The sequence below is a fragment of the Azospirillum sp. Sh1 genome, from assembly GCF_008365135.1.
GTDB classification, from domain to species: Bacteria; Pseudomonadota; Alphaproteobacteria; order Azospirillales; family Azospirillaceae; genus Azospirillum; species Azospirillum oryzae.
Genome location: NZ_VTTK01000008.1, coordinates 162,867 through 179,591, shown reverse-complemented (window position 1 = coordinate 179,591; position 16,725 = coordinate 162,867). Strand labels below are relative to the sequence as shown.

Below are 16,725 nucleotides of genomic sequence, written 5' to 3'. Positions count from 1 at the left end.
GGCACAAAAGTCTCCCTGATGCGTTGTCCCTTCAGGACCATGACCAGAGAGGCGAAATGACCGAGCTTGCGGACGATCTCGACCAATGGACCGGTGCGCAGACCGATCGGTTGAGGGCCGACCGGGTGAACCCGGCGGTGCGGAAGGCCATGACCGAGGCCGGCTTCACGCCGATGGATCTCGGCGACGGCTGCCGGGCCTGGTACCGCCGGTCGGACGACGGCACCCATGCGTTGATCTCGCACAACAACGCGCTGGACGGCGACCCGACGGTCAAGGACTGGATCGTCGGCCAGTATGGCGAGCGCGGCGGCTTCGTCGAGGTCGGCGGCCTGCCGCTGTTCCGGGCGCTGGAAGGAGCCGACACCCTGCCGTCGCCGGTGCGGCCGGACGGGTCGCTGGTGGAGGCGCTCTATCCGTCCCTCCAACAGGCGCTCGATGATCTGGGGTGATAGTCCAGCTATAGCTCGCGGATGGACCAATGGGCGATGACCAAGGTCGGGCTGGACAAGCGGAGGGCTGAACGGAAAAGCTCACGCCGGTTGCCGAATGGGATCAAGAGCCCCATCTGACGGCCGACAACAGCCCCGACCAGCAGCGAGCCGCCTGTCCATGGAAGCCGACCGATCGAAGCCCTTGCGCATCCTGCTCGTCGAGGACGAGCCGCTGGTGGCCATGGCCATCGAGGATTCGCTGGAAGTCCAGAATGTCGGCGTCATCGGCCCCGCCGGCACGGTGGCGGAGGCGCTGGAGCTGATCGCCAAGGGCGGCATCGACGCCGCCCTGCTGGACGTCACCCTGCGCGGGGAGCGCGTCGACAGCGTCGCCGACGCACTGAGCGCCCGGGGCATCCCCTTCGTCTTCACCACCGGCCATGGCGCCGCCGGCCTGCCGCGGAGCCATCAGGACCGGCCGGTGCTGACCAAGCCCTTCCGCGAGGTCGAGATGACCGACGCCATCGACCGCTACTTCCGCGGCGCCGCCTGACCTCAATCAACCCGGCCGCCCGTCGGCCCGCGGCGACAGCAGGACCGGGGCATAGGCGACGAGATACAGGGTGAAGGCCGCGACCCAGGCATAGCCCGACCATTGCAGCGCCGCCCAGACCCACTCGACCGGCAAAAGCGGCGAGGCGGTGCGGGCGACCGCCGCGACCGTCAGCAGCACATAGGCGGCGACCGTCAGCCGCGACACCGCCAGCGGCCGCCCGGTGTGGCCGAGCGAGGCGCGGCTCATCACCGCCAGGATCAGGGTGGCGAAGGCGCCGACCGTCAACGCATGGGTTCCCGCCGCCGCCGGCAGCCCGGCCAGGGCATGCAGCCCGCGCAAGCTCAACGCCACAGGCACCCACAGATAGCCGACATGCAGGATCCACAGGATCGGCGAGCGCCAGGCCTTCCAGCCCTGCCAGCCGGCCAGCCGCACCGCGTGGGCCACCGCGGCGGCAAGCGCGATCAGCCCGGTGACCACGGAGTCCGGCGCCACCATCGCCGCCGGGATCAGCGCCAGCGTCAGCGCCAGAACCGGCCGCTCCACCATCGGCCAGGACCGCACGCCAATCCCCGCCTTGCCCAGCCCGTTGCGGGTGAAGGCCGGCAGGATGCGCCCGCCGATCACCGTCACCATCATCAGCACGACGCCCAGCCCCAGCGCGAAGCCGGCATCCGCCCCGCCGTCCATCACCTCCAGCCAGTCCAGGTGGATCAGCAGGTTTGCGGTCGTCAGCAGCCCGATCAGGATCAGGAAGGCGCTGTTCCGCCACTTGCCCGCCGCCACCAGCGGCCGGCCGAGCGCCAGCCCCAGCCCCGGCAGGAAGGCGATGTCGATCACCGCCGCCACCGGCTCCGGCATGCCGGTCCAGGGGAAGACGGCGATGCGGCCGGCGATCCACAAGGCCGCGAGCGCCATCAGCGGCGCGCCCGCCACCGCCTTGGTTCCGGTCCAGCTCGGCACCGCGGTCAGCAGGAAGCCGGCGACGGCGGCCACCACCGTGCCGAACAGCATCTCATGCGCATGCCAGGCGCTGGCGCCGACCGCATGCTCCGGCCATTCCCCGGTCACCAGCACGCCCAGCCAGGCGCCGAGCAGCCCGACGGCGGCCACGCCGCTGAACAGGAAGAAGAATCGGAAACCATACTGGAACAGGATCGGGATGGCGGGGCCGTCGTCGCGGCCGGCAAGACTGGGGGAGGACATGAAGGGGGACTCCGCAAAAACGGGTGCTGCAGTGCAGGATTGACCATCAGCCTGCGCGCCCCGTCCCCGTGCCGCCTTGACGAAAATCAAACGCATTCGCAAGCTGCTCCCCCGCATCCTTTCCTTTCAGGTCCATGCCCCGTCCCGACAGCCTGTCCCTGCGCGAGGCCCGTCGCGTCGCCATCGCGGCCCAGGGCTTCCCCAACACGCCCCCCGAAGCCGATCCCGTCGAGGCCCGCCATGCCCGGCGCCTGATCGGCCGGCTGGGGCTGGTGCAGATCGATTCCGTCAATGTGCTGGTGCGCTCGCATTACCTGCCGCTGTTCTCGCGGCTGGGGCCGTACGAGGCGGCGCTGCTCGACCGTCTGGCCTATGGCGGCAAGCGGCGGGCGCTGTTCGAATATTGGGGCCACGAGGCGTCGCTGATTCCGGTGGAACAGCAGCCGCTGTTCCGCTGGCGCATGGCACGGGCCGAACGCGGCGAGGGCATCTATGGCGAGCTGGCGCGCTTCGCCGCCGAACGCCGTCCCTACATCGACTCGGTCCTGGCCGAGGTGGCGGCGCTCGGCCCGCTGGGTGCGTCGGAACTGTCCGAGGCCGGGCGAGGGGCCGGCGGCTGGTGGGGCTGGAGCGACGGCAAGCGCGCCGTAGAGTTCCTGTTCTGGGCCGGTCTGGTCACCACCGCCGGCCGCCGCGGCTTCGAGCGGCTCTATGACCTGCCGGAGCGGGTGCTGCCATCCGCCGTCCTCGATATCCCCACTCCGGAGGAGGCCGAGGCCCAGCGTGCCCTTCTGCGCATCGCCGCCCGCGCCCATGGCGTGGCGACCGAGCGCGACCTGCGCGACTATCACCGGCTGGACGTCGCCGACGCCCGCCTGCGCATCGCCGAACTGGTGGAAGCCGGCGACCTGCTGCCGGTGACGGTGGAGGGCTGGGAACGCACCGCCTACGTCACCCCCGACCTGCGCATTCCCCGCAAGGCCCCGGCCCGCGCCCTGCTCTCCCCCTTCGATTCGCTGATCTGGGAGCGGCAGCGCACCGAACGGCTGTTCGGCGCCCGCATCCGGCTGGAGATCTACACACCCGCCCACAAGCGGGAACATGGCTATTACGTCCTGCCCTTCCTGATGGACGAGCGCATCGCCGCCCGCGTCGACCTGAAATCCGACCGCAAGTCCTCCGCCCTGCTGGTCCAGGCCGCCCACACCGAATCCCACGCCAGCCACGGGACCGTCGCCCCGCCCCTGGCGGCGGAACTGCGCCGTCTGGCCGGCTGGCTGGGGCTGGAGCGTGTGACGATGGCCGGCGGCGGCGATCTGGCGCCGGCCTTGGCGGCGGAGTTGGGGCAAATTGGGTAAGCACACCGAGTCGTGGCCATTACGAGCAACCTACTCGGCATATATGGTGCGTGCCGGGAAAGGGGGCAGACGACTGTTTTCCTGTTTGCTGCACGCTACATTGCCTGCAGATGCTCAATGATCCCTATTGGAGCATTTACTCCTTGGTTAGCATGGGCGGTGTAGCCAAGGGGACGCAGTCTGGAAGAGGGAACGGATGAATGGCACGTGGGGCTTGCAAATCACTCTTGACATGATATCTGTTGCTCTGTGAATCACTTACAGCCAAGCCTGCGCTATTGAGCGTAAGAGCGTGAGGATAGGGCATCCTTACGTTGCTTATGTTTCGTTTCTTAATCATAAAGGGGTTCGACAATGACCGAAGAACAGCAGTTCATAACCCGCTTTGAGAAGGCATGTGCCAGCGGACTAGTGGACATGAAGTTCATGGTCTGTGAAGGCGATACGCTTTCTCGCGAGGATTTTTTTGGCGCGCTCAACCGAATTGACGCTGCCATCGATGCTGGTCGCTGTGTACGTCATGACGCCTGGGAGGATGTCGCCTGCCAACCGTCCGAACTCCTTTATGCTTGACCTGCGTTAGTAGGTCCGTAGTAGAAAGTTAAGGCGGGAGTTTCTCCCGCCTTAATTGATTCTTACGGGAGCAATGTTAAGTGTTTAGTAAGATTCGCAGCATCCGCCAATTGGTCAGAAAAAGCCACGTAGCGAACACCCTACCCTATCATATCCAACCAATTCGGGACTCTATTACTCAGATCTGTAACATCGACAAAATTAGCTTTATAAAATTTGAAGAGCCTGACAATCCCATAATCGGGCGCTATCTTCGGTACGAAGGGGCTATGGGGGTGTATAGTGCAGGCACTTGCGTAGACGTGCAATACTCCAGCCAGCTTAACTATTGCTGGTCGCGTTTTGTGGTCTGCAAAGAAATGTGCCATGCCTTATTGGATGACATGAATAACCGCGTGTCCTCTCCAAATGAGCTACTTAAACTTGTTGACCATTTGCTGCTTCCGGAAACGTCTCGTGAGGTTTTTGCGGCTTTCCCCGCCTTCGCATCGGAGCGCTTGGCAGCGCTTGCAGCGCTTGAATTGCTATGCCCGATTGAAGACCGCATGATTGTATCTAAGAAGCGCCAAGCAGGAACGGTTAGCGATGCTAAAATCGCAGAAGATTTTCGCATCCCGAGAGTCATTATTAAAACAGCTTTCGATCCTAAGTATATTGATTTCGTGGCAAAGCTCATTAATAGCGATCTGTAGTTTTTGCGATCACCCAAACCAGAGAGCAAATTAAAATCACGTCACTTTTGGCGCGGCGTAACTAACAAGAAAACGCCGCGCTTCCTATTTTTAGAAAATAGGTAACAAGGATTAACCCTCGAACTAATTTGGTCGAATAGAAATATATCCTGACATTTTCTGAATTTTCTTTATCCGCTCATTCCAGATGGTCGAGCGGTAGCCGGGTCTCGAACTTGACCTCCTTCAGGGTGACGCTCGATTTGACGTGCGACACCGCGGGGATGGAGAAGATGCGTTCGCTGAGGAAGCGGCCGTAATCCTCCGTCGTCGGCACGACGATGCGCAGCAGGTAATCGGCGTCGCCGGTGACGGCGAAGCATTCCAGCACCTCCGGCATGTCGGCGATGGCGGTCTCGAACTGTTCGACCGCATTCTCCTTGTGGCGTTCCAGCGTGACATGGGCGAAGACGCACTCGCCCAGCCCCAGCTTGCGCGGGTCGAGCTGCACCGTGTAGCGGCGGATGACGCCGATGTCCTCCATCGACCGCACCCGGCGCCAGCAGGGCGAGGCCGACAGGCCGACGGTGTCGCCCAGCTCCTGCATGGTCAGGCGGGCGTTCTCCTGCAGGGCCGCCAGGATGCCCTTCTCATGCCGGTCGAGCTTGATCGCCGCCATCTGCGCCTTCCCCCTCCTCCGCCCATTCAATCGTTACACCTGCAAACATAAGCAGAGCCGGCGGCCGGTGCGAGCCCCTCCATGCAACCAATCCACCCTTCCCGGTGTTGGTCCGACGGTGGGAACGGGCGCCAAGCGTGGGAGAACGGATTTGTTCGATTGGATCGTCGGTATGGTGGAGCACACCGGCTATGTCGGCGTCGCTCTGCTGATGTTCGCGGAGAACCTGTTTCCGCCCATCCCATCGGAGCTGATCCTGCCGCTGGCCGGCTTCACCGCCGCGCGCGGCGACCTGGGGCTGGTGATGGTCATCGTCTCGGGCACGGGCGGCGCCGTGCTGGGGGCGCTGTTCTGGTACCTGATCGGCCGCTGGGTCGGCTGCCGCCGGCTGAAGCGCTGGGCCGGGCGCCATGGCCGCTGGCTGACCATCGCGCCGGAGGAGGTCGATCAGGCCGCCGTCCGCTTCCGCGAGCATGGCGGCCGCTCGGTGCTGATCGGCCGGATGATCCCGGCGGTGCGCACGCTGATCTCCATCCCCGCCGGGGTGTCGGAGATGGCGCTGGCCCCCTTCCTGCTCTACACCACGGTCGGCACGGCGATCTGGACGACCTTTCTCGCCAGTGCCGGCTATCTGCTGGAGGACCGCTATCAGCAGGTCGCCGGCTGGCTGAACCCGATCTCCAACATCGTCGCCGCCGGGATCGCCCTCTGGTACGTCTACCGCATCGCGACTTTCGGCAGGCGGACGAGCCAGCAGCCGGCGGAATAACCGGCAAACCTTTTTCCACCCTGAGAAAAACCTCCCCGCCCCGGCTGGACCGCCGCGGTGCCGCCATGCTCTGACTGGCCGATCCGACCGCCAGCGGGAGCCACGTCCATGAGTTCCACCGAGAGTTCCAACCCCACCATCATCCTCGTCCATGGCGCCTTCGCCGACGGCTCCTCCTGGGGCCGGGTGATTCCCCGACTGCAGGCGGAAGGGTTCGCGGTGGTGGCGGTGCAGAACCCGCTGGTCTCGCTCGACGACGATGTCGCCCATGTCCAGCGCGCCATCGACCGGACCAAGGGGCCGGTGGTGCTGGTCGGCCATTCCTGGGGCGGCGCCGTCATCACCCAGATCGGCGACCAGGAGCGGGTGAAGTCGCTGGTCTACATCGCCGCCTTCGCTCCCGACGCCGGGCAGTCGCCGAACGACACGCTGAAGCCCTTCCCGCCCTCGGCCGGCCTGTCGGGCGTCTCGGTGGACAAGGACCGTTTCCTGACCCTGAAACCGGAGGGCATGGCCCGCAACTTCGCCCAGGATTTGCCGGCGGAGGAGGCCGCCCTGCTGACCGCCACCCAGGGGCCGGTGGCGGCGGCCTGCTTCGCGACGAAGGTGAGCGCCGCCGCCTGGAAGACCAAGCCCGCCTGGTATGTCGTCGCCACCAACGACCGCATGCTGCCGCCCGACTTCCTGCGCGCCACCGCGTCGCGCATCGGCGCCCGGACGGTGGAGGTCGACAGCGGCCATGCTCCCCACCTGTCGCGCCCGGATGCGGTGGCGGCGGTGATCGTCGAGGCGGCCCGCTCTATCTAGACTTCCGCACCGCCCCCGGCGTGGTGCCGCGGCGGCGGCGCAGGCTGCGGGTCAAGGCGCTCTGGTCGGAAAAGCCCACCGCCAACGCCACTTCGGCCAGCGGCAGCCTGCCCTCCCGCAGCAATGCCTCCGCCCGGTCCAGCCGCAGCTCCGCCAGCATGGCGGCGGGGGTGCTGCCGGTCCGCGCGCGGAAGCGTTCATGGAACCGGCTGGGCGCCAGACCGGCCGCCTCGGCCAACTCCGCCACCGTCAGCGGCTCGGTGCAGCGCTCCGCCATCAGGGCCAGGGCGCGGTCGATGGGGTCGTCCGACAGCGGCGGCGACGGTTGCCGGGCTTCCAGGGCGCGCAGCAGCAGCCCCGCCGAATGATGGGCCAGCACCGGGTCGAGCGGCTGGTCGGCCGCCTCCGCAGCCAAGTAACGCACCAGCCCCTCCAGCGCGCCGTCGATGGTGAAGAAGGCGTCGCAGGCGCGCACCGCCGCCTCCGGCACCAACCCGGCGGCCGGCACGTCCAGCACGACGAAGCGGTTGATTCCGCCGCTGCGGAAGCTGTGCGGCACGCCGTCGGCCACCAGCACCCCGCGCCCGTCCCCCACCCGGCCGCAAGCCCCGCCGACCTGCATGTCGAGGGTCCCGGCGACCGGCAGCACGATCTGGTGATGGTCATGGGCGTGCCGCCGTTCATGCCCGTCGTAACTGCGGGTGCTGACGGTCGGCCGATGCGGGGACGCCACGCCGGCGGACTCCTGCGGTTGGATCGACCGGCCGATGCTACGCCCTCATCCCCGGCGCGTACAGACACAGCTGCGCACAAGCGCGGGACCGGCCGACACCCACAAATACCAGAAGGCGAAACTGAGTTTCAGCAAATCACCCCGGCGCATTTCCAAGTCAACGTCCGCAATGCGCACCGATCATCCGATATTCGCCCACCCATTCACTTGAGCGTTTCCTGATATTCCGGACGAACAATTGCGGCGCCGGACAGCGCCTCCTTATGAGTATTTTCAAACAAGAAATACGGCCGCCAAGGCACGGATCGTTCGCCATTCGCCAAAAAGCATTCATAAAAGGAACGCCCGATGTACCGAGATCGCATCCGCCTGAAATCCCTGTGGGGCAAGGTGGTTCCGGCGGAAGAGGCCGCCTTCCTCATCAAGGACGGCATGACCGTGGGCATGAGCGGCTTCACCCGCGCCGGCGACGCCAAGGCGGTTCCGCTGGCGCTGGCCGAGCGCGCCGCCTCGGAAAAGCTGAAGATCACGCTGATGACCGGCGCCTCGCTGGGCAACGACGTGGACCGCATCCTGACGGAGGCGGGAGTGCTGTCGCGCCGCCTGCCCTTCCAGGCCGACCCCGTCCTGCGCAAGGCGATCAACCGCGGCGAGGTGATGTTCGTCGACCAGCACCTGTCTGAAACGGTGGAGCTGCTGCGCTCGCGCCAGATGGGGCCGGTCGATGTCGCGGTGATCGAGGCCTGCGCCATCACCGAGAATGGCGGGATCGTGCCGACAACCTCCATCGGCAACTCGGCGACCTTCGCCATCCTGGCCGAGAAGATCATCATCGAGCTGAACCTGACCCAGCCGCTGGATCTGGAGGGGATGCACGACGTCTACATCCCGACCCGCCGCCCCTTCCGCGAGCCGATCCCGGTGGTGACGGCGGAAAGCCGCGCCGGCCTGCCCTATATCCCGATCGACCCGTCACGGATCGCGGCCATCGTGGTGACGCGCAAGCAGGACAGCTCCGCCAGCATCCTGCCGCCCGACGACGAGACCAACGCCATCGCCGGCCACTTGATCGAGTTCCTGGGCCGCGAAGTTCGCCAGGGCCGGATGGGCCGCTCGCTGGCGCCGCTGCAGGCCGGCATCGGCACCATCGCCAACGCGGTGCTGCACGGGCTGATCGACGGGCCGTTCCACGACCTCACCATGTACAGCGAGGTCCTGCAGGACAGCACCTTCGAGCTGTTCGACGCCGGCAAGCTGAACTTCGCGTCCGGCTCCTCGATCACGCTCAGCGCCGGGAAGTACGCCGAAGTGCTGCCGAAGATCGGCTCCTACAAGGGCCGGCTGCTGCTGCGTCCGCAGGAGATCTCCAACCATCCGGAGGTGATCCGCCGCCTTGGCGTCATCGGCATCAACACGGCGCTGGAGTGCGACATCTACGGCAACGTCAATTCCACCCATGTCAACGGCACGCAGATGATGAACGGCATCGGCGGCTCCGGCGACTTCGCCCGCAACAGCCACCTCGCCATCTTCGTCACCAAGTCGCTGGCCAAGGGCGGTGCCATCTCCAGCGTCGTGCCGATGGTCAGCCACGTCGACCACAATGAACATGACGTCGACGTTCTGGTGACGGAGGTCGGGCTGGCCGACCTGCGCGGTCTGGCCCCGCGCGAGCGGGCGGAGACCATCATCCGCAACTGCGTCCATCCCAGCTATCGCGAGTTGGCGACGGACTATCAGCGCCGGGCGCTCCAGCGTGGCGGCCACACCCCGCACCTGCTGGAGGAGGCCTTCGCCTGGCACACCCGCTTCCAGCAGACCGGCAGCATGATGCCGAAGCCGCTGGCCGCCGAATAGGCCCCTCAAAAACGGGCGGGCCGCGGAGTGCCGCGGCCCGTTCCCGTTACTTGTACCGGTCAGACATGCTGTCCGCCATTGCGCTCCAAGTAGAGAAGCAATGCTGGATAATAGTGCTTGCGCTCGGACGCAATCTTCTCGCAGAAACGCTTAGCGGCACCGCTCTTGAGCCAATCCTCAAGCTGACCGTTCTGACGTTTTTCCGCGACGATGGCATCGATCGCGTCCAGAATCTTGTGTATCACCTCAGGCCTCGTCTTATAAAGATCGGAGCGGCGTCTTCGTCGCTCTTACGATCTTATATGCGCTCGGCAGTCGGTGATTGGCCCTGCATTCTGGGAATGGCTGCGTGTTGCAATGCACAAAACGAATGGAATGAAGCGCCATCAGTCTGGAGATTTCGGCGCATCGGTCAACCATGCGGCCAGTCGCTGGCGTAGGCGAACCAATCGCTCAGTGCCAATCTCCCCAATCCGACCGCTCAACAGCGCTCCATCGATAACTGCGAGCCGACCCAACCGCATTACGCTGGTAACCTTCAGGCCTGTGTCATTGAAATCGGGATCTTCGGGAGTGAGAATTTCATCAAGATCGGGTTCAGCTTGCCGGACCTGTGATGAAACCATACAGACAAGCCAATCATCGAACTGGGACGATGCCTGTCGGATCAGCAATACCGGCCGCAGCTTGCTCCCGTTCAGATCCGTGAACGGGAACGGCACCAACGCAATCTGACCAGCCTGTTTCATCGCCAGACTTCCCGCAGATCGCCACGGCTGTAGGTAACGGGGTCATCCTCCATCCCCCGCATCGCCTGTTCCATGCTGAACTCTGCGAATTGATTACCGGACCACTCGTCCCTTCCTGCATCCTTGGAAGCAGCGAAGCGGGCAGCCAGGAATTCGACGAAATCAAAAACTTCGGCCTGCTTGTCTTCGGGCAAAGCCTGCAGCTTCTTGATCAGCTCAGCATAGCCCATGGCGACCTCTCTTTCGGCAACATGTACCTGACGACGGTACATTATAGCAGGATCAGGTCAATCCGGCATCCTCACCGCCCGGCCGTCCCACCCTCACGCCCTCTCCCGCTCATCCTCCGACGGCCGCAGAGCCTGTCCGGTCGGGCACAGGCGCAGCAGCACGCAGCGGTCGCAGGCCGGCGCCTGATGGTAACAGCAGCGCTGGCCGTGCAGCATCATGACCTCGTGGTTGTCGTAGACCTGCTGGGCGTCCCACCCCTCGGGCAACTGCGCCGACAGCACGGCGTGCGAGGGTCCGACGGCGAGGCTGGCGGGAATCAGGCCGGTGCGCACGGCGACCCGGTGGTGATGGCTGTCCACCGGCAAGGCCGCCTGCCGCAGGGTGGAGAAGCTCAGCACCGCCGCGCTGGTCTTCGGCCCGACACCCGGCAGTTCCTCCAACCACGCGCGGGCTTCCGGCACGGTCATGCCGGACAGCAGGTCGAGCGACAGGCTGCCCACCCGCTCGGTGATGCGGCGCAGGATGGCCTGGAGGCGCGGCGCCTTCTGCTCCGGCCAGGTGACGCCGGCGATGGTCGCCTCCACCTCCGCGACCGGGGCGTCGCGCACCGACTCCCAATCCGGCCAGCGTCGCCGCAACGCCTTGAAGGCGGCGCCGGAGGCCGCATTCCGGGTGCGGTGCGACAGCAGCGACGATACCAGCTCGCTCAGCGGGTCGAGGCTGTGGAAATAGGCGACCGGGCAGCTGTAAACGGTGCACAGCAGCCGGTGGATCTCTAGCGCCTTGTCGCGCAACGCAGCGGGGTCGGTCATAAGAACCGACAACAGCCGAACCGGTAAGGCGTTACTGGTAAATCACACCCCCACCAGCCCCGACATCACCGCGCGCAGCTGCGCCGGCTTCACCGGCTTGTTCAGCACCAGACAGCCGGCCGCCTTGGCCTCGTCCGCCAGTTCCGGCGTGCGGTTGGCGGTAACGATCACGGCGGGCAGGATGCGGCCGCAGGCGGCGCGCAGCCGCGCCACCTCGTTGACGCCCAGCGCCCCGTCGTCGAGGTGATAGTCGGCGATCAGCAGGTCCGGCGGCTGCGGCATGCCGGACAGCAGGGCCAGCGCCTCGTCGCCGTTGGTGGCCGACACCACGTCGCAGGCCCAGCCGCGCAGCAGCGCCTCCATCCCCGCCACCACCGCCGGCTCGTTGTCCAGCACCAGCACCGAGGTTCCGGCCAGCCGGTTGGTCATCGGCCGGGCGGCGACGTTGGCCGGACGCACGGCGCGCCTCTCCGTCCCGCGCGGCACGGTGACGGCGAAGACCGAACCCCGGCCCGGCTCCGACCGCACGGTGATCGGGTGGCCCAGCATGCGGGCGACGCGGTCGACGATGGCGAGGCCAAGCCCCATGCCGCGGTCGCGTCCCTTGGTGACGGGGGTATCGAGTCGGCGGAACTCCTGGAAGATCTCGGTGATCTTGTCGCGCGGGATGCCGGGGCCGTTGTCCCACACCTCGATGCGGATGCCGTCGCCGGTCCGGCGGCAGCCGACCACCACCCGGCCGCCCTGGACATAGCGCAGCGCGTTGGACAGGAAGTTCTGCACGATCCGGCGCAGCAGCCGCATGTCGCTGCGCACCACCGCGCCCGATCCCACCACCTTCAGGTCGATGCCGCGCTCCGCCGCCACCGCGGCATATTCGGTGGCGAGCGGCGCCAGGATGCCGCGCAGCGGGAAATCGCTGACCTCCGGCGTCACCGCCCCGGCGTCGAGCTTGGAGATGTCCAGCAGCGCCGACAGCAGATCCTCCACCGACGCCAGAGCCAAGTCGATGTTGTCCACCAGCTCCGCATTGGCGGGCGGCTGTTCCAGGTCGGCCAGCGCCGAGACGAACAGGCGGGCGGCGTTCAGCGGCTGCAACAGGTCGTGGCTGGCGGCGGCGATGAAGCGGGTCTTCGACAGGTTGGCCTGATCGGCTTGTGACTTCGCCTGCTGAAGCTGGTCGTTCAGCATCATCAGCGCGGATTTCTCCGCCTGTTCGGATTCACGCCGACGCTCCTCCTCATGCTTGATGACGGTGATGTCGGTGTAGACGCCGACGATGCCGCCGTCGCGGGTGCGCCGCTCGTTCACCTGGATCCAGCGGCCGTCGGACAGCCGGTTCAGGAAGACGCCCTTCAGGTCGTGGCGGTGCTCCATCCGTTCGCGCAGCCAGACGTCCGGCGGCGGCTCGCTGACCGCGCCGGCGGCGGCGACCATCGCCACCAGATCGTTGAAGCGGATGCCGGCCTGGATGCGGCCCGCCACCGACGGCCAGTAGGACAAATATTTGCGGTTGCACAGCACCAGCCGGTCGGCGGAGTCGAACAGGGCGAACCCCTCGTTCACCGACTCGATCGCCTCGAACAGGCGGGTGCGCATGGTGTCCGCCAGCTCCTTGGCGCGGGCGAGGTCGCGGTTGCTGTCCTCCAGCTTGTGCAGGGCGCGTTCCAGCTCCAGCGTGCGCTCGCGGATCTTCTGCTCCAGCACGATGGCGGTCTGGAACAGCGAGAAGGCGCCGCCCTGGAAATCCATCGACCGCTCGACGCGGTCCATCAGCACCTTGTTGATGCGCTGGAGCTTGGCGTTCTCGCGCTCCAGCTCGGCGATGCGGTCGGCGGGGTCGAGGGTCCAGTTGCGGGTTTGGATGCCGGCCATGGCTCAACGTCCTCCGATGGCGACGCCCGTGAAGGTCTGGTTGACGTGCATGCCGTTCACCTGTTCGCCATAGGCGCAGAATCCGACAACCCGGTTGCGCGCCAGCCGTTCCGACATGACGGCGTTCAATTGCCGCTGTTCCATCTCCAGCCGGCGCAGGATGCAGTCGCAGCCGAGGATCAGGTCAGGAGCACCGACCTCCTCCTCGATGCCCGCGATCAGACCGTCGAAGTTGGAGACCGGATCGACCCCCTCCGCCACCGTCAGGACGATGCCCTCGTCGATGGCGCAGAAGAAGGTCAGGCTCTCGTCGTCGTTCACCTTCTGGATCGAGCGGACATGGTACTGGCCGCCGACCCGCACGACGACGGGATGGGCGGCGAAGATCATCGGGGTCAGCGGCTCGCCCTCCAGACCGACCAGCCGGGCGTATTCGCGGCCCGCCGGCTCGGCATTGATCTCATGGACGATGCGGTGCTGCGGATCGGCGCCGGTGACCACCATCTTGCGGTCGGAACTGACGAAATGCTGGGTGCGGAAGACGGTGAAGGGCCGGTTGGTGGTGAACAGCGCCACCACCGCGGCATTGGGGTGGAAGGCGCCCTCGTGCAGGACGAAGGTGCGTTCGAAATGCAGGTCGTCGCCGGCCGAGGCGCCGAACAGCGGAATGTCGATCAGCGCGTTGTGCAGCGCGCTGACCACCGTCTCCTCGCTCATCGACAGGCCGTCGATCAGCAGCATGGCGAAGCTGCGGGCATCCTCGCCCAGCGGCACCGGCCGGCTCGCCATCGCCCGGTCGCGGCGCGACAGCAGCGAGCGCGCGATGGCGGTGCTGTCGGCGATCTCGAAGCGGTCGACATGGTCGACCAGCGCGGTGACGATGGTGAAATCCTCGCTCGGGAAGCCCACAGCCACCAGGGCGTTGGTGGTGTAGCCGCCGGGCCCGATCTCCCCCGCCGTGGTGCAGCCGATGACCGGCACCATGCCGAACTCCCGCGCCAGGGCATCGGCCAGGGCGTCGCGGTCATAGCTGGGCGCGCAGAACACCACCACCAGTTCCAGCGCCGCCTCGCCCAGCCCGGCGCGCAGTTCCCTCGCCGCCTCGTCGGGGCGTTCGGCATGGGTCACGGCGCGCGGCATGCCGTCGCCGGACGCGGGTTTCACCGGGCCGTCCGTGGAGGGGCCGTCTGCGGAGATCTCCCGTGTGGACATCGATGCCGCTTGCGCCTCCCTCTCCGTGCGCGGATGCGATCCGGCAAGGGTACTCCAGGGATGGCGGCGGGCAAGACCAATCCGCGGACCGGTGAAGGAGGACATGATGCGGGGCGGCTCCTGAAGATGCTCGGCCTAGATACTCTCTGCCGGCTGCGGATCGGGCAAGCCGGCCAATTCCTCGTCGGTGAACAGACGGGCCTTGGCGGTGAAGCGGACGCCGTCCGGCGCCTCGATCGAAAAGCCGCCGCCGCGCGCCTGGATAACGTCCAGGATGACCTGGGTGTTGCGCCACCATTGGAAGGTGTCGTCGGACATGCAGAAGGGCGCGCCGGCGACCGTGCCGATCCACAGGTCGCGCCCGCCCATGCGGAACTCCCCCTTCGGCAGGCAGAGCGGTGCCGACCCGTCGCAGCAGCCGCCCGACAGATGCAGCATCAGCGGCCCGTGCTTCGCGGCAAGGCGGTCCAGCAGCGCGATGGCTTCAGGGGTGGCGATCACGCGGTCGGTCATGGCGGTCCTTTATCACGAAACCACGCGGAGAAAGAAAAAAGGCCGGGGGACGCGCCCCCGGCCCAGGTTTGCCCGATAGGGAGGAGCAGGGCTCAGAAGAAGCCGAGCGCTTTCGGGCTGTAGCTGACCAGCAGGTTCTTGGTCTGCTGGTAGTGGTCGAGCATCATCTTGTGCGTCTCGCGACCGATGCCGGACTTCTTGTAACCACCGAAGGCGGCGTGCGCCGGATACAGGTGGTAGCAGTTGGTCCACACGCGGCCGGCCTGGATGCCGCGGCCCATGCGGAAGGCGCGGTTGCCGTCACGGGTCCAGACGCCGGCGCCCAGACCGAACTCGCTGTCGTTGGCGATGGCCAGCGCCTCTTCCTCGGTCTCGAAGGTCGTCACGGCGACGACCGGGCCGAAGATCTCCTCCTGGAAGATGCGCATCTTGTTGTGGCCTTCCAGGATGGTCGGCTGGACGTAGTAGCCGCCTTCCAACTCGCCGCCCAGATGGGCGCGCTCGCCGCCGATCAGCACCTTGGCGCCCTCGGCCTTGCCGATCTCGATGTAGGAGAGGATCTTCTCCATCTGCTCCTGCGACGCCTGGGCGCCGATCATCGTGCCGCCGTCCAGCGGATGGCCCTGTGCGATCTTGGCGACGCGCTCGACCGCCAGCTTGATGAAGCGGTCGTAGATCGACTTCTGGATGAGGACGCGGCTCGGGCAGGTGCAGACCTCGCCCTGGTTCAGCGCGAACATCGCGAAGCCTTCCAGCGCCTTGTCCAGGAACTCATCGTCCGAGGCCATGACGTCTTCGAAGAAGATGTTCGGCGACTTGCCGCCCAGCTCGACGGTCGACGGGATGATGTTCTCGGAGGCGTACTGCAGGATCAGGCGGCCGGTCGAGGTCTCGCCGGTGAAGGCGATCTTCGAGATGCGCTTGCTGGTGGCGAGCGGCTTGCCGGCCTCGATGCCGAAGCCGTTGACGACGTTGATGACGCCCGGCGGCAGCAGATCGCCGATCATCTCCATCAGGACCAGGATCGCCATCGGGGTCTGCTCGGCCGGCTTCAGCACGATGCAGTTGCCGGCGGCCAGCGCCGGGGCCAGCTTCCAGGCGGCCATCAGCAGCGGGAAGTTCCAGGGGATGATCTGGCCGACGACGCCCAGCGGCTCATGGAAGTGGTAGGCGTAGGTGGTGTGGTCGATCTCGGCGATCGAGCCTTCCTGGGCGCGGATGCAGCCGGCATAGTAGCGGAAGTGGTCGATGGCGAGCGGAACGTCGGCGGCGCGGGTCTCGCGGATCGGCTTGCCGTTGTCCAGCGTCTCGGCCAGCGCGATGATCTCCAGCCGCTCTTCCATGCGGTCGGCGATCTTCAGCAGGATGTTCGAGCGCTCGGTCGGCGAGGTGCGGCCCCAGGCGTCCTTGGCCTTGTGGGCGGCGTCCAGCGCCAGCTCCACGTCGGCGGCCTGGGAACGGGCGACCTCGCACAGCGGCTTGCCGGTAATCGGGGTCAGGTTGGTGAAGTATTGGCCGTCCACCGGCGCAACCCACTGGCCGCCGATAAAGTTGTCGTAGCGGGGGCGGAGCGCGATCTGCTTCTGGAGCGTTTCGAGAGCCTGGTGGAGCATTTGGGCCGTTCCTCTCAGTGTGGTGAACCGGTCAGGTCTCCGGTCCAACGCGTTTGTCGGGGCCATTCAGCCACTCT

The 16,725-nt window shown here is 66.2% G+C and carries 19 protein-coding genes; 8 read left to right on the top strand and 11 right to left on the bottom strand.

From position 1 onward, the window contains the following. Positions 1-56 precede the first annotated feature (56 nt). Both FZ029_RS11030 and FZ029_RS11025 read left to right on the top strand, forming a co-directional pair. On the top strand, positions 57-452 hold the full coding sequence (locus tag FZ029_RS11030) for a hypothetical protein (RefSeq protein ID WP_149198697.1): 396 nt from the start codon (positions 57-59) through the stop codon (positions 450-452). Between the two features lie 160 nt (positions 453-612). Further along, positions 613-987, top strand: a complete 375-nt coding sequence (locus FZ029_RS11025; RefSeq protein WP_149198698.1) for a response regulator — start codon at positions 613-615, stop codon at positions 985-987. A 6-nt stretch (positions 988-993) separates the two neighbouring features. Here the strand turns inward: FZ029_RS11025 and FZ029_RS11020 are convergent, their stop codons facing one another. Further along, positions 994-2,196 (bottom strand): NnrS family protein, encoded by a 1,203-nt coding sequence (locus tag FZ029_RS11020; RefSeq protein ID WP_149269279.1) that lies wholly within the window; start codon positions 2,194-2,196, stop codon positions 994-996. A gap of 134 nt (positions 2,197-2,330) precedes the next feature. Between FZ029_RS11020 and FZ029_RS11015 the strand changes: the two genes are divergently transcribed. The 3 genes from FZ029_RS11015 to FZ029_RS11005 all read left to right on the top strand — a co-directional run bounded on the left by FZ029_RS11015 (position 2,331) and on the right by FZ029_RS11005 (position 4,819). Beyond that, positions 2,331-3,554, top strand: a complete 1,224-nt coding sequence (locus tag FZ029_RS11015; protein ID WP_149269278.1) for a crosslink repair DNA glycosylase YcaQ family protein — start codon at positions 2,331-2,333, stop codon at positions 3,552-3,554. Between the two features lie 354 nt (positions 3,555-3,908). After that, the gene (locus FZ029_RS11010) at positions 3,909-4,127 is read left to right on the top strand and encodes a hypothetical protein (RefSeq protein ID WP_149269277.1); all 219 of its coding nucleotides are present in this window, start codon (positions 3,909-3,911) and stop codon (positions 4,125-4,127) included. A gap of 80 nt (positions 4,128-4,207) precedes the next feature. Further along, the gene (locus FZ029_RS11005; protein ID WP_149269276.1) at positions 4,208-4,819 is read left to right on the top strand and encodes a hypothetical protein; all 612 of its coding nucleotides are present in this window, start codon (positions 4,208-4,210) and stop codon (positions 4,817-4,819) included. A gap of 178 nt (positions 4,820-4,997) precedes the next feature. On the opposite strand, the gene FZ029_RS11000 is transcribed toward FZ029_RS11005, so the two are convergent. Further along, on the bottom strand, positions 4,998-5,477 hold the full coding sequence (locus FZ029_RS11000) for an Lrp/AsnC family transcriptional regulator (RefSeq protein WP_109156215.1): 480 nt from the start codon (positions 5,475-5,477) through the stop codon (positions 4,998-5,000). A gap of 151 nt (positions 5,478-5,628) precedes the next feature. On the opposite strand from FZ029_RS11000, the gene FZ029_RS10995 reads away from it, so the two are divergent. Both FZ029_RS10995 and FZ029_RS10990 read left to right on the top strand, forming a co-directional pair. Next, positions 5,629-6,246 (top strand): DedA family protein, encoded by a 618-nt coding sequence (locus FZ029_RS10995; RefSeq protein ID WP_188051898.1) that lies wholly within the window; start codon positions 5,629-5,631, stop codon positions 6,244-6,246. Positions 6,247-6,354: 108 nt separating this feature from the next. Next, positions 6,355-7,053, top strand: coding sequence for an alpha/beta hydrolase (locus FZ029_RS10990; RefSeq protein ID WP_149269275.1), 699 nt, complete (start codon positions 6,355-6,357; stop codon positions 7,051-7,053). Here FZ029_RS10990 and FZ029_RS10985 read toward each other — a convergent pair. Beyond that, positions 7,046-7,786, bottom strand: coding sequence for an AraC family transcriptional regulator (locus tag FZ029_RS10985; protein ID WP_149269274.1), 741 nt, complete (start codon positions 7,784-7,786; stop codon positions 7,046-7,048). The two genes, FZ029_RS10990 and FZ029_RS10985, sit on opposite strands and share 8 nt — an antisense overlap. A gap of 348 nt (positions 7,787-8,134) precedes the next feature. Between FZ029_RS10985 and FZ029_RS10980 the strand changes: the two genes are divergently transcribed. Then, positions 8,135-9,643 carry an acetyl-CoA hydrolase/transferase family protein gene (locus FZ029_RS10980; RefSeq protein WP_149269273.1) on the top strand — a complete coding sequence of 503 codons (1,509 nt, stop codon included), beginning with the start codon at positions 8,135-8,137 and terminating at the stop codon, positions 9,641-9,643. 59 nt (positions 9,644-9,702) lie between these two features. Here the strand turns inward: FZ029_RS10980 and FZ029_RS10975 are convergent, their stop codons facing one another. The 8 genes from FZ029_RS10975 to adh all read right to left on the bottom strand — a co-directional run bounded on the left by FZ029_RS10975 (position 9,703) and on the right by adh (position 16,648). Then, complete coding sequence (locus tag FZ029_RS10975; protein WP_149269272.1) at positions 9,703-9,888, bottom strand: hypothetical protein; 186 nt, start codon at positions 9,886-9,888, stop codon at positions 9,703-9,705. A gap of 141 nt (positions 9,889-10,029) precedes the next feature. Further along, positions 10,030-10,392, bottom strand: a complete 363-nt coding sequence (locus FZ029_RS10970; protein WP_149269271.1) for a type II toxin-antitoxin system PemK/MazF family toxin — start codon at positions 10,390-10,392, stop codon at positions 10,030-10,032. Next, the gene (locus FZ029_RS10965; protein WP_149269270.1) at positions 10,389-10,622 is read right to left on the bottom strand and encodes a DUF2281 domain-containing protein; all 234 of its coding nucleotides are present in this window, start codon (positions 10,620-10,622) and stop codon (positions 10,389-10,391) included. Before FZ029_RS10965 ends, FZ029_RS10970 begins: the two co-directional genes overlap by 4 nt. Positions 10,623-10,715: 93 nt before the next feature. After that, positions 10,716-11,435 (bottom strand): Fe-S cluster assembly protein HesB, encoded by a 720-nt coding sequence (locus FZ029_RS10960; RefSeq protein WP_149269269.1) that lies wholly within the window; start codon positions 11,433-11,435, stop codon positions 10,716-10,718. A gap of 42 nt (positions 11,436-11,477) precedes the next feature. Beyond that, the gene (locus tag FZ029_RS10955; protein WP_149269268.1) at positions 11,478-13,310 is read right to left on the bottom strand and encodes a NahK/ErcS family hybrid sensor histidine kinase/response regulator; all 1,833 of its coding nucleotides are present in this window, start codon (positions 13,308-13,310) and stop codon (positions 11,478-11,480) included. Between the two features lie 3 nt (positions 13,311-13,313). Next, positions 13,314-14,474, bottom strand: coding sequence for a nitric oxide-sensing protein NosP (nosP, locus tag FZ029_RS10950; protein ID WP_247892257.1), 1,161 nt, complete (start codon positions 14,472-14,474; stop codon positions 13,314-13,316). Between the two features lie 183 nt (positions 14,475-14,657). Then, positions 14,658-15,035, bottom strand: a complete 378-nt coding sequence (locus tag FZ029_RS10945) for a DUF779 domain-containing protein (protein WP_149198708.1) — start codon at positions 15,033-15,035, stop codon at positions 14,658-14,660. A 92-nt stretch (positions 15,036-15,127) separates the two neighbouring features. Beyond that, positions 15,128-16,648: an aldehyde dehydrogenase gene (gene adh / locus FZ029_RS10940; protein ID WP_149269266.1), complete on the bottom strand. Its 1,521-nt coding sequence runs from the start codon at positions 16,646-16,648 to the stop codon at positions 15,128-15,130. Positions 16,649-16,725: the final 77 nt, after the last annotated feature.